The sequence below is a fragment of the Nocardioides sp. B129/18 genome, assembly GCF_055282735.1.
Window position 1 is genome coordinate 50,355 of record NZ_JBUZJI010000024.1, and the last position, 11,555, is coordinate 61,909.

An 11,555-nucleotide genomic window follows, 5' to 3' on the forward strand; every position below is an offset into this window, starting at 1 on the left:
CGCGTTACATGCCTACTCGCCCCGGAACTCAGGCCGCCGACGCTCGGCGAAGGCGGCGAGGCCCTCGGCGAAGTCGGCGGTGCGGAAGAGGGTGCGCTGGCCGGAGTGCTCGCGGTCGAGGGCGCCCTCGAGGTCGCCGAGGGCGGAGGCGTTGATGGCCTTCTTGATGGCGGCCTGGGCGAGGGCGGGGCCGGCGGCGAGCTGGGCGATCAGGCCCTCGGTGGTGGCGACCAGGTCGGCGTCGGGGACGACGTGGGTGATGAGGCCGAGCGAGAGCGCCTCGGCGGCGGGCATCGGCTCGCCGAGGAGCGCCATCCGCATCGCCCGGGCCCGGCCGATGGCGGCGGGGACGGTGAGGGACGAGGCGCCGTCGGTCATCAGCCCGAGACGGGTGAAGGGCAGCAGGAAGGCGGCCGACTCGGCGGCGACGATGAGGTCCGAGGCGAGCGCCGCGCCGCAGGCGACGCCGGCGGCGATGCCGTTGACGGCGGCGATCACCGGCTTGTCGATGGTGGCGACGGCACGGACGAGCCGGTTCGCGCCGTCCATCGTCTCGTGGGGGAACTGCGGCGCGATCCGCAGCGACTCCATGTCGGCGCCGGCGGAGAAGCCGGCGCCGGTGCCGGTCAGGACGATGACGCGGACGCCGTCGTCGGCGCGGGCCTCCTCGACGGCCTCGCTGGCGACGGCCATCATCGCGCCGTCGAGCGCGTTGAGGACCTCGGGGCGGGTGAAGGTGATCCACAGCGCGGCCCCGCGCTGCTCGATGCTGATCCGCCCGGCGACGGACTCGGGGATCTCAGGCACGGGCCACCCCCGCGGCGTCCATCGTGCGCAGCGCGTCGGCGGTGGACTCCGGCGCGACGCCTGCGCACAGACCCTCGAGCAGACGGACGGCGAACCCGGCCTCGACGGCGTCGAGCGCCGTGGCCCGGACGCAGTGGTCGGTGGCGATGCCGCACACGTCGACCTGCGTGATCGCACGCTCGCGCAGCCACCCGGCGAGGTCGCGGCCGTCGGCGGCGCCCTCGAAGCCGGAGTACGCGGCCCGGTGCTCGCCCTTGAGGAACACCGCGTCGAAGACGGCGTCGGCCAGCGCCGGGTGCAGCTCGGCGCCGGGGGTGCCGACCTCGCAGTGCACCGGCCAGGAGTCGACGTAGTCGGGGGTGTCGGACCAGTGGTCGCCGGGGTCGATGTGGTGGTCGCGGGTGGCGACGACGGCGGCGTAGCGCTCGCGGACGTCGGGCTCGGCCAGCAGCGCGGCGACCTTCTCGGCCACGGCGGCACCGCCGGTGACGGCCAGGGAGCCGCCTTCGCAGAAGTCGTTCTGCACGTCGACGACGATCAGGGCACGGGTCATGCCGCGACGCTACCGCGCTGCGCGGGTCGCGGCGCCCGGCGGCTCAGCGGTGCTCGGTCGGGATCACCTGGTCGCCGCGCGACATCGAGCGGGCGGCCAGCGGCAGCTCGGCGATGCTGCGGGCGTGCCGCTCCCGGGCGGCCTCCAGCGGCTCCCGGCCGACGACCTCGCCCTCGCGCACCAGCGGCACCAGCAGCGGCCGCTCGTCGTCGGCCAGCTCGGGGGAGCGGGTGACGACCTCGGCGGTGGCGACGCCGCCGGCGAGGCGGCGTCCGGCCCACTTGCGGCCCCCCACCGACGCCTTGTGCGGGCTGCGCTTGGCCACCGGCGCCAGCACGCCGTCGGAGCCCTCGCGCGCCACCAGCTTGTAGACGAACCCGCAGGTGGGGTGGTCGCTGCCGGTGACCAGGCGGGTGCCGACGCCGTAGCCGTCGACGGGAGCTGCGGCGAGCGCGGCGATGGCGTGCTCGTCGAGGTCGCTGGTGACGACGATGCGGGTGTCGTGCGCGCCGAGGGCGTCGAGCTCGCGGCGCACCTCGACGGCCAGGACGCCGAGGTCGCCGGAGTCGATGCGCACCGCGCCGAGCTCGGGCCCGGCGATCTCGACGCCGAGCCGCACCGCCTCGGCGACGTCGTAGGTGTCGACGAGCAGCGTCGTGCCGGTGCCCTGCGAGCGCACCTGTGCCCGGAAGGCGTCGGCCTCGGAGTCGTGGACGAGGGTGAAGGCGTGGGCGCTCGTGCCGGCCGTCGGGACGCCGTAGCGCTGCCGGGCCGCGAGGTTCGACGACGTCGCGAAGCCGGCCACGTAGGCCGCGCGGGCCGAGGCGACGGCCGCCTCCTCGTGGGTGCGGCGCGAGCCCATCTCGATGCAGGGACGTCCGCGGGCCACCGTCGTCATCCGCGACGCTGCGGCGGCGATGGCGGCGTCGTGGTTGAGGATCGAGAGCACCAGGGTCTCCAGGACGACGGCCTCGCCGAAGCCGCCCTCGACGACCATCACGGGGGAGTCGGCGAAGTGCGCCTCGCCCTCGCCGTAGCCCCACACGTCGCCGCGGAAGCGGTAGTCGGCCAGCCACTCCAGCGTCGGCCCGTCGACGACGTCGGCGAGCACCGTGAGCTCCTCCTCGCCGAAGCGGAACGCCTCCAGGGCGTCGAGCACCCGGCCGGTGCCGGCGACGACGCCGTAGCGGCGGCCCTCGGGCAGGCGACGGGCGAAGACCTCGAACACGCAGCGTCGCGACGCCGCGCCCGAGGCGAGCGCGGCCTGCAGCATGGTGAGCTCGTAGTGGTCGGTGAGGAGCGCCGTGGACCGGGTCACGGGGCCAACCTAGTGCCGTCGACGTGCCACGAGGGCGCGGCCACCGCACCCGCAGGTGGGGGCGGGCGATGTGACAGCATGGAGCCGTGTCCGCCCCCAGCCCGGTCGAGGTCGACCCCACCTCGGCGCCCGACGAGCTCGGCGAGACCTGGCTCTCGCCGGCCAAGCCGTGGGTGACGATCGTGTGGAACGACCCCGTCAACCTGATGTCGTACGTGACGTTCGTCTTCCGCACCTACTTCGGCTACGACGAGAAGCACGCGGAGAAGTTGATGCTCGAGGTGCACGAGGACGGCCGCTCGGTGGTCTCCTCCGGCACCCGCGAGGAGATGGAGCGCGACGTCCAGGCCATGCACGAGTACGGCCTGTGGGCCACGATGGAGCACCAGGAGTGAGCGGCTTCGCCCGACACCGCCGGTCCGGCTCGGTCATCGCCACCTTCACCGGGTTCGAGGCCGACCTCCTGCGCTCGCTGGCCGGCCAGCTCGTCGAGCTGCTGCGCGACCAGGCGGCCGCGCCCGTCGACGCCACCGACCCGCTCGAGGCGATGCTCGACTTCTCCGGTCCGATCACCGAGCCCGAGGACCCCGTCCTCGCGCGGCTCTTCCCCACGGCCTACCCCGACGACGAGGAGGCCGCGGCCGACTTCCGTCGCTACACCGAGCAGGGGCTGCGCTCGGGCAAGGTCGCGGCGGCCTCCTGCATCATCGACCTCCTCGAGGACGCCGGCCTGCCGCCGGAGCTCGACGAGGACGGCCTGATGATCGACGTCGAGCTCTCCGAGCCCGAGGCGATGACGTGGATGCGCTCCTTCACCGACCTCCGCCTGGCCCTGGCCACCCGGCTCGGGATCGAGGAGGACGACGAGGACCACTGGGCCTCGCTGCCCGAGGACGACCCCCGCTCGCAGGCCCACGACATCTACGAGTGGGTCGGCTACCTGCAGGAGACGCTGGTCGGCGCGCTGAGCCGCTGAGCGCTCCGAGACGGCGCTCAGGAGACGCCGTCCGCCTAGGGTCGAGCGATGAGCCCGACCCCCGACTTCGTCCTGGCCCTGCGCGAGCACGTCGGCCATGCGCTGCTGTGGATGCCCGGCGTCACGGCGGTGGTGGTGCGCGACGGCGAGGTGCTGCTCACCCGCCGGGCCGACACCGGCGCGTGGGCGCCGATCACCGGGATCCTCGACCCCGGCGAGGAGCCGGCGGCCGGCGCCGCCCGCGAGGCCCTCGAGGAGTGCGGCGTCGAGATCCGCGTCGAGCGGCTGGCCGGCGTGCGTTGCACCGACGTGCGGACCTATGCCAACGGCGACCGTGCGGTCTACCTCGACCTCGCCTTCGCCTGCGCGTGGGTCTCCGGCGAGGCCCACGTGGGCGACGACGAGAACCTCGAGGTCGCCTGGTGGCCGCTGGCCGCGCTGCCGCCGATGGACGCCGACCACCGCGAGCGCGTCGACGCCGCGACGTCGGAGGAGCAGGCGGCCCGCTTCCTGGTCTGATGCGGGCCGACGCCCGCGCAGCCCCTAGGCTGGAACGGTGCTGCACCTGAGCCAGGCCCTCTACGACGGCATCGTCGCCCACGCCAAGCGGGACCACCCCGACGAGGCATGCGGCATCGTCGCCGGCCCCGAGGGCAGCGACCGACCGACCCGCCTGGTCGAGATGGTCAACGCCGCCGGGAGCCCCACGTTCTACGAGTTCGACTCCACCGAGCTGCTCGACCTCTACAAGCAGATGTGGGCCAACGACGAGGAGCCGGTGGTCGTCTACCACTCCCACACCGCCACCGAGGCCTACCCCAGCCGCACCGACATCGGCCTGGCCAGCGAGCCGAACGCGCACTACGTGCTCGTCAGCACGCGCGAGCACGGGAATAACGACGGCCCTGTGGAGTTCAGGTCCTTTCGGATCGTCGACGGCGAGGTGACCGAGGAAGAGGTCGTCGTCGCCGACGAGTCCCACGCCGGCTGAGCCGGCCGGCACCACCCGATCCAGCAGCACCAGCACCGCCACCGTCCACCGAAGAACCAGGAGCACCCCGTGTCCGTCGAGGTCCGCATCCCGACCATCCTCCGCACCTACACCGGCGGCGAGAAGGCCGTCACCGCCGACGGCGCCACCCTCAGCGCCCTCATCGAGGACCTCGAGGCCAAGCACGCCGGCATCAAGGACCGCCTCATCGACAACGGCGACCTGCGCCGCTTCGTCAACATCTACGTCAACGACGAGGACGTCCGGTTCCTCGGCGGCCTCGAGGCCACCCTCTCCGACGGCGACCAGGTCGTCGTCCTGCCGGCCGTGGCCGGCGGCGCCGCCTGAGCGACGCCCGCTCCGGACCTCCTCTCATGGCTCGCTACGACGACCTGCTCGCCTCCGTGGGCAACACGCCCCTGGTGGGGCTGCCCCGGCTCTCGCCGGGGCTGCTCCCGAGCGGCGCGCAGGTGCGGCTGTGGGCCAAGCTCGAGGACCGCAACCCCACCGGCTCCATCAAGGACCGGCCGGCGCTGCGGATGATCGAGGAGGCCGAGAAGGACGGCACGCTGCGTCCTGGCTGCACCATCCTCGAGCCCACCTCGGGCAACACCGGCATCTCGCTGGCGATGGCCGCGAAGCTCAAGGGCTACCGCATCGTCTGCGTGATGCCGGAGAACACCTCCGAGGAGCGACGCCAGCTGCTGCGCATGTGGGGCGCGGAGATCGTCTCCTCCCCGGCGGCCGGCGGCTCGAACGAGGCCGTCCGGGTCGCCAAGCGGATCGCCGACGAGCATCCCGACTGGGTGATGCTCTACCAGTACGGCAACCCGGCCAACGCCCTCGCCCACGAGGAGGGGACCGGCCCGGAGCTGCTGGCGGACCTGCCGAGCATCACCCACTTCGTCGCGGGCCTGGGCACCACCGGCACCCTCATGGGCGTCAGCCGCTACTTCCGTCGCGCCAAGCCCGACGTGCGCATCGTCGCCGCCGAGCCCCGCTACGGCGAGCTGGTCTACGGCCTGCGCAACCTCGACGAGGGCTTCGTCCCCGAGCTCTACGACGCCGACCTCATCGACTCCCGCTTCTCCGTCGGCCCGCGCGACGCCGTGCGCCGGGTGCGCGAGCTCCTCGAGCTCGAGGGCATCTTCGCCGGCGTCTCGACCGGTGCGATCCTGCACGCCGCCCTCGGCCAGGCCGCGAAGGCGGTCAAGGCGGGGGAGTCGGCCGACATCGCCTTCATCGTGTGCGACGGCGGCTGGAAGTACCTCTCCACCGGCGCCTACGAGGGCACCGTCGACGACGCCGAGGACCGCCTCGAGGGCCAGCTCTGGGCCTGAGGCCCACGCTCGACCCGCGACGTGAGATGCGTCCCGGACGCCCCACGCCGCGGGGGTGATGACATAGCCTTACGTCCCATGTCAGCGCCGACGACCCCAGCCGACCCCGTCGGTCGACGCGAGGCGCCGATCGGCATCTTCGACTCCGGCTTCGGCGGCCTCACCGTGGCCCGCTCGGTCATCGACCAGCTGCCCCACGAGTCGATCCTCTACGTCGGCGACACCGCGCGTCAGCCCTACGGCCAGAAGCCCATCGGCGAGGTCCGCGAGTACGCGCTGGAGTGCCTCGACCACCTCGTCGCCCAGGGCGTGAAGGCGCTGGTCATCGCATGCAACTCCGCCAGCGCCGCCATGCTCCGCGACGCCCGCGAGCGCTACGACGTGCCGGTCGTCGAGGTGATCCTGCCGGCCGTGCGCCGCGCCGTGGCGGCCTCCCGGCACGGTCGCATCGGGGTCATCTGCACCCGCGCCACCGCGGAGTCGATGGCCTACGACGACGCCTTCGCCGCCGCCCCGCAGGTCGACCTGCTCACCAGCGCGTGCCCCAGCTTCGTCGACTTCGTCGAGGCCGGCGTCACCGGCGGTCCCGAGCTCCTCGAGGCCGCGCACCGCTACCTCGACCCGCTCCGCGAGGCCGGCGTCGACACCCTCATCCTCGGCTGCACCCACTACCCGCTGCTCACCGGCGTCATCTCCTACGTCATGGGCGACGACGTCACGCTCGTCAGCAGCGCGGAGGAGTGCGCGAAGGACGTCTACAAGATGCTCGTCTCCACCGGGCTGATGCGCGAGGCGGGCCGGGCCGAGCACACCTTCGTCACCACCGGATCGCCGGAGGAGTTCGAGCGCATCGGACGCCGCTTCCTCGGCCCCGAGCTGGTCGGCGCGATGCAGTTCGCGGGAGGTCTGGCGTGAGGCTCACCGTCATCGGCTGCTCGGGCTCCTACAACGGCCCCGACTCCGCCGCCAGCAGCTACCTCGTCGAGGCCGAGCACGACGACGGCACCGGCACCCGCACCTGGCGGCTGCTGGTCGACCTCGGCAGCGGCGCGCTCGGCCCGCTGCAGCGGCTCACCGACCCCCTCGGCATCGACGCCGTGCTGATCAGCCACCTGCACGCCGACCACTGCCTCGACCTCTGCGGCTACTACGTGATGCGCAAGTACCACCCCACCGGCGCCCAGCCGCGGCTGCCGGTGTGGGGGCCGAGCACCACCGCCGACCGCATGGCCCGCGCCTACGACCTCGAGCTCGATCCCGGCATGCACGAGGAGTTCGAGTTCCTCACCTGGGGCGCTCCGTTCACCGTCGGCCCGTTCGAGGTGGAGGGGCACGCGGTCGACCATCCCGTCGAGGCCTACGGGATGCGCATCGCCGCGGACGGCAAGGTGCTCGCCTACAGCGGCGACACCGGCCCGTGCGCCGGCCTCGACGCCGTCGCCAAGGACGCCGACCTGCTGCTCGCCGAGGCCTCGTTCCGCTCCTGCGACGTCAACCCGCCGTCGCTGCACCTCACCGGCAGCGAGTGCGGCGACGTCGCCACGCGCATGGGAGCCCGGCGCCTGGTCATCACCCACGTGCCGCCGTGGTTCACCTCCGACGTCGCGATGGAGGAGGCCCGGGCCTCCTTCGACGGCCCCGTCGAGCTGGCCACGCCGGGCGCCGTCTACGAGGTCTGAGCCGCCCCGGAGCCAGCGCAGTCGAGCCCGGGCTCAGACCCAGCCGGCGTCGTGGACGCAGATCGCGATCTGCACGCGGTTGGTGGTGCCGAGCTTCTCGAAGAGCCGCGAGACGTGCGCCTTCACCGTCGGCACCGAGAGGTGGAGCTCGCGGGCGATCTCGGCGTTGGAGAGCCCGCAGCCCACGGCGCGGGCGACCTCGGCCTCCCGCTCGGTGAGACCGGCCAGCCGCTGCTCGGCGTCCTGGGCGCGGGCGTCGGGGCCGGCGTCGTCGTCGCGGAGCCGCTCGATGAGGGTGCGGGTGACCGACGGCGAGAGCATCGGGTCGCCGGCGGCCACGGCGCGGACGGCGTCGAGCAGCTGCGCCGGCGGGGTGTCCTTGAGCAGGAACCCGTCGGCGCCGGCGGCCAGCGCGCCGACGACGTGCTCGTCGGCGTCGAAGGTCGTGAGGACGATGACGTGCGGCGGGTCGGCGCGCTCGTGGAGGCGACGGGTGGCCTCGAGGCCGTCGAGGCGGGGCATCCGGATGTCCATCAGCACCACGTGCGGACGCAGCCGCTCGGCGGCGTCGAGCCCCGCGAGGCCGTCGCCGGCCTCGCCGACCACGACGACGTCGTCGCGTCCGCCGAGCATCAGCGAGAGCGCCGAGCGGACGAGCGGGTCGTCGTCGACGAGCAGGACGCGGACGGGAGCGTCGGAGGCAGTGTCGGGCGGGGCGGGGCTCACGCGGGCCACGGTAGCCAGGCGCGCAGCTCGAAGGCATCACCGCGCACCCCGTGCTCGAGGCGACCGCCGACGAGCTCGACGCGCTCGGCGATCCCGATCAGGCCCAGTCGCGCGCCGGCGCCGGGGCTGCGGGAGAAGCCCAGCGGGTTGCGCAGCAGCACGTGCAGCCCCGAGGCCGGGTCGCCGTCGACGCGCACGGTGAGCAGCGCGCCGGGCGCGTGCTTGCGGGCGTTGGTGAGCCCCTCCTGCACCAGCCGGTAGACGGTGCGGCCCAGCGCGTCGGGCACCGGGTCGACGACCGCATCGACGAGATCGACGCTCTGGCCGGCCGTCCGCGCCTCCTCGACGAGCGCCGCGAGGTCGGCGTGGGTGGGCTGCGGCAGGTTCGCCGCCCCCTCGACCAGGCGACCGGTGGAGGGGTCGCGCAGCACGCCGAGCACGCTGCGCAGGTCGTCGAGGGCCTCGGTGGCGCGCTGCTGGATGACGGTGGCGCTGGCGCGCATCTGCTCGGCGCTGAGGTCCTCGCGGAACGACAGCGCTCCGGCGTGCATGGAGATCTGGGAGATGCGGTGCGCGAGGACGTCGTGCATCTCGCGGGCGATGCGCTGGCGCTCGTTGACGCGGGCGCTCGCGGCCTGCTGCTCCTGCTCGGCCTCGGCGAGCTCGGCGCGGCGGTGCAGCGTCCAGATGAGCTCGCGGCGCGAGCCGATGTAGAGGCCCCAGCCGGCCGAGGCGACGGCCACGATGAGGTTGAGCAGGCCGTCGACCCACCAGGGGTCCCCGGTGGGCGCCGGCGTCGTCTGACGGGCGTAGAAGACGCCCGCGACCAGCGCCGAGCCGGAGACCAGGGCGATCTCGCGGTAGCGCCGCCGGGTGGCCACCGAGACGGCGGCCAGCAGCGCGGGCCCGGAGGCGAGCGAGGAGACCAGGGTGAAGGCGTTGAGGACGAGCGCCACGGGCACCGGCCAGCGGCGCCGCGACGGCACGAGGACGAACGACAGGGCGCCGAGCACCAGGTCGGCGGCGAGCATCGCGTGGCTCTGGCGTCCGACGACCGGGGCCCACACGATCGCGCTGATGGCCAGGCACAGGGCCAGGCGCCAGGCGTGACGCCAGCGGGTGAGCGGCGGCTGGATCTCGCGCGGATCGACGCGGTCGACGCGGCGGACGCCGTCGACGCGCTCGCCCCCCGCCCGCGCTGCTGCCATGCGGTCAGCCTAGGGCTGGACCGATGGACGTCGTGAGCGTCCCGGGTCGGCCGCACGCCCCTACTTTGGTCGGGGTCAGGTCGCGACGCTCGACCGATGCGCGTGCCGTCGGTCACGGGCAGGCTGGAGCCATGATCAAGGTCGAAGGACTCACGAGGACCTACGGCGCGTTCACCGCCGTCGACGACGTCAGCTTCGAGGCCCAGCCCGGTCGAGTGACCGGCTTCCTGGGGCCCAACGGAGCCGGCAAGACCACCACGATGCGGATCATGGTCGGGCTCACCCAGCCCTCCAAGGGCCGCGTCACGATCGGCGGCCACCGCTACGCCGACATCCCCAACCCCGGCCGGCACGTCGGCGTCCTGCTCGACGCCTCCGCCCAGCACGCGGGCCGCACCGGCCGCGAGATCCTCACCCTGGGTGCGAGGACGATGGGCCTGCCCATGTCGCGCGTCGACGAGATGCTCGCGCTGGTCTCCCTCAACGACACCGAGGCCAAGCGCCGTCTGCGCAACTACAGCCTCGGCATGAAGCAGCGCCTCGGCATCGCCCACGCGCTGCTCGGCGACCCGTCGGTGCTGATCCTCGACGAGCCGGCCAACGGCCTCGACCCCGCCGGCATCCGCTGGATGCGCAGCCTCCTCAAGGGCTACGCCGACCGCGGCGGCACAGTGCTGCTCTCCAGCCACCTGCTGCACGAGGTCGAGCTGATCGCCGACGAGATGATCCTCATCGGCAACGGCCGCATCGTCGCCCAGGGCGACAAGCAGACGCTGCTGCGTCAGGAGCGTCCGAGCACGCTGGTGACCTCGCTCGACAACGACCGTCTCGCCGCCGCGCTGCGCGGCGCGGGCGTCGACGTCCAGGGCGCCGGCGGCGGCCTGCGGGTCGACGCCGACACCACCGCCGTCGGTCGCGCCGCCCTCGAGGCCGGCGTCGTCCTCACCGACCTGCGCACCGGCTCGGCCGGTCTCGAGGACCTCTTCCTCGAGCTCACCGCCTCCACCCAGCGCGAGCAGCCGACGCCCGGCCAGCCCGGCCAGCCCGCCCAGCCCGCCCCGACCACGCAGGGAGTCGCCCGATGAGCGCCACCGCCGCCACCCCCACCGCACCCACGATGGACGTCAGCTCGACGCCGTCCGTCCCGTTCGGTCGCCTGGTCGGGGTCGAGCTCCGCAAGAGCTACGACACTCGGGCCGGCTTCTGGCTCCTCGGCACCATCGCGATCCTGGTCGTGCTCGCCGAGGGCATCGCCACCATCGTGGGCTTCACCGTCGACGACGCGAACCTCAACTACGGCGCCTTCGTGGCCGTCGCCGCGTTCGTCACCTCCGTGCTGCTCCCGGTGCTCGGCATCATGCTCGTCACCGGCGAGTGGGGCCAGCGCACGGCGATGGTCACCTTCGCGCTCGAGCCGCGTCGCTCCAGGGTCATCGGCGCCAAGTACGCCGTCGGCCTCATCCTGACGCTCATCACCGCGCTCACCTCGGTGGCGATCGGCGCGATCTGCAACGCGATCCTGGGGCTCTCGGCCAGCGGTGCCGACTGGACCTTCGGCTGGAACTACTTCTTCGGATTCCTGCTGGTGCAGTCCATCGCGATGACCACCGGCTTCGGCCTGGCCTCGCTGCTGCTGAACACCCCCGCCGCCATCGTCGTGTTCTTCGCCTTCAGCTACGTGGTGCCGACGATCCTCGCGATCGCCTCGGCGTTCCTCTCCTGGTTCGAGGGCTTCAGCCACTACATCGACTTCCAGCGCGCCCAGCAGCCGCTCGGCGACCTCTCGCTCAACTCGGGCTCGGAGTGGGCGCAGCTGCTGGTGTCGGGAGCCATCTGGCTCGGCATCCCGCTGGTGCTCGGCCTGCGCCGCATCCTGTCGGCCGAGGTGAAGTGATCTTCACCGGGCGTTGACCGACACGTCGTCATGCCACGACCCCCAGGTTCCCCACGCGGGCGA

15 protein-coding genes are annotated in these 11,555 nt (G+C 73.3%); 10 read left to right on the forward strand and 5 right to left on the reverse strand.

Annotated features, from left to right (window positions below; genetic code table 11):
* Positions 1–12: 12 nt before the first annotated feature.
* Genes ACZDWJ_RS15815 through ACZDWJ_RS15825 form a run of 3 tightly spaced genes read right to left on the reverse strand, consistent with a single transcriptional unit; the run spans position 13 to position 2,678 of the window.
* The gene (locus ACZDWJ_RS15815; protein WP_463522382.1) at positions 13–807 is read right to left on the reverse strand and encodes an enoyl-CoA hydratase; all 795 of its coding nucleotides are present in this window, start codon (positions 805–807) and stop codon (positions 13–15) included.
* Positions 800–1,360 carry an isochorismatase family protein gene (locus tag ACZDWJ_RS15820; protein ID WP_463522384.1) on the reverse strand — a complete coding sequence of 187 codons (561 nt, stop codon included), beginning with the start codon at positions 1,358–1,360 and terminating at the stop codon, positions 800–802. Before ACZDWJ_RS15820 ends, ACZDWJ_RS15815 begins: the two co-directional genes overlap by 8 nt.
* A 43-nt stretch (positions 1,361–1,403) precedes the next feature.
* Positions 1,404–2,678 (reverse strand): nicotinate phosphoribosyltransferase, encoded by a 1,275-nt coding sequence (locus ACZDWJ_RS15825; RefSeq protein ID WP_463522386.1) that lies wholly within the window; start codon positions 2,676–2,678, stop codon positions 1,404–1,406.
* Positions 2,679–2,764: 86 nt separating this feature from the next.
* On the opposite strand from ACZDWJ_RS15825, the gene clpS reads away from it, so the two are divergent.
* The 8 genes from clpS to ACZDWJ_RS15865 all read left to right on the forward strand — a co-directional run bounded on the left by clpS (position 2,765) and on the right by ACZDWJ_RS15865 (position 7,664).
* Positions 2,765–3,073: an ATP-dependent Clp protease adapter ClpS gene (gene clpS, locus ACZDWJ_RS15830; RefSeq protein ID WP_463522388.1), complete on the forward strand. Its 309-nt coding sequence runs from the start codon at positions 2,765–2,767 to the stop codon at positions 3,071–3,073.
* Entirely contained in the window at positions 3,070–3,654 is a 585-nt protein-coding gene (locus ACZDWJ_RS15835) for a DUF2017 domain-containing protein (protein WP_463522390.1), read from the forward strand. The genes clpS and ACZDWJ_RS15835 overlap by 4 nt, the downstream gene beginning before the upstream one ends.
* A 48-nt stretch (positions 3,655–3,702) precedes the next feature.
* The gene (locus ACZDWJ_RS15840; RefSeq protein WP_463522392.1) at positions 3,703–4,173 is read left to right on the forward strand and encodes an NUDIX hydrolase; all 471 of its coding nucleotides are present in this window, start codon (positions 3,703–3,705) and stop codon (positions 4,171–4,173) included.
* A 37-nt stretch (positions 4,174–4,210) separates the two neighbouring features.
* Complete coding sequence (locus ACZDWJ_RS15845; protein WP_463522394.1) at positions 4,211–4,645, forward strand: M67 family metallopeptidase; 435 nt, start codon at positions 4,211–4,213, stop codon at positions 4,643–4,645.
* Positions 4,646–4,714: 69 nt separating this feature from the next.
* Complete coding sequence (locus ACZDWJ_RS15850; RefSeq protein ID WP_463522396.1) at positions 4,715–4,993, forward strand: MoaD family protein; 279 nt, start codon at positions 4,715–4,717, stop codon at positions 4,991–4,993.
* Positions 4,994–5,019: 26 nt separating this feature from the next.
* Positions 5,020–5,985, forward strand: coding sequence for a PLP-dependent cysteine synthase family protein (locus ACZDWJ_RS15855; protein WP_463522398.1), 966 nt, complete (start codon positions 5,020–5,022; stop codon positions 5,983–5,985).
* 78 nt (positions 5,986–6,063) lie between these two features.
* Complete coding sequence (gene murI, locus ACZDWJ_RS15860) at positions 6,064–6,900, forward strand: glutamate racemase (RefSeq protein WP_463522400.1); 837 nt, start codon at positions 6,064–6,066, stop codon at positions 6,898–6,900.
* Positions 6,897–7,664, forward strand: a complete 768-nt coding sequence (locus ACZDWJ_RS15865; protein ID WP_463522402.1) for an MBL fold metallo-hydrolase — start codon at positions 6,897–6,899, stop codon at positions 7,662–7,664. The genes murI and ACZDWJ_RS15865 overlap by 4 nt, the downstream gene beginning before the upstream one ends.
* A 33-nt stretch (positions 7,665–7,697) precedes the next feature.
* Here the strand turns inward: ACZDWJ_RS15865 and ACZDWJ_RS15870 are convergent, their stop codons facing one another.
* Together ACZDWJ_RS15870 and ACZDWJ_RS15875 are read right to left on the reverse strand one after the other, a co-directional pair.
* A complete protein-coding gene (locus tag ACZDWJ_RS15870) occupies positions 7,698–8,390 on the reverse strand; it encodes a response regulator (RefSeq protein WP_463522404.1) in 693 nt (230 codons plus the stop codon).
* Positions 8,387–9,598, reverse strand: a complete 1,212-nt coding sequence (locus tag ACZDWJ_RS15875; protein WP_463522406.1) for a sensor histidine kinase — start codon at positions 9,596–9,598, stop codon at positions 8,387–8,389. The genes ACZDWJ_RS15870 and ACZDWJ_RS15875 overlap by 4 nt, the downstream gene beginning before the upstream one ends.
* A 131-nt stretch (positions 9,599–9,729) precedes the next feature.
* On the opposite strand from ACZDWJ_RS15875, the gene ACZDWJ_RS15880 reads away from it, so the two are divergent.
* Together ACZDWJ_RS15880 and ACZDWJ_RS15885 are read left to right on the forward strand one after the other, a co-directional pair.
* Positions 9,730–10,683, forward strand: coding sequence for an ABC transporter ATP-binding protein (locus ACZDWJ_RS15880; RefSeq protein ID WP_463522408.1), 954 nt, complete (start codon positions 9,730–9,732; stop codon positions 10,681–10,683).
* Positions 10,680–11,492 (forward strand): ABC transporter permease, encoded by an 813-nt coding sequence (locus tag ACZDWJ_RS15885; protein ID WP_463522410.1) that lies wholly within the window; start codon positions 10,680–10,682, stop codon positions 11,490–11,492. The genes ACZDWJ_RS15880 and ACZDWJ_RS15885 overlap by 4 nt, the downstream gene beginning before the upstream one ends.
* The last annotated feature ends 63 nt before the right edge of the window (positions 11,493–11,555 follow it).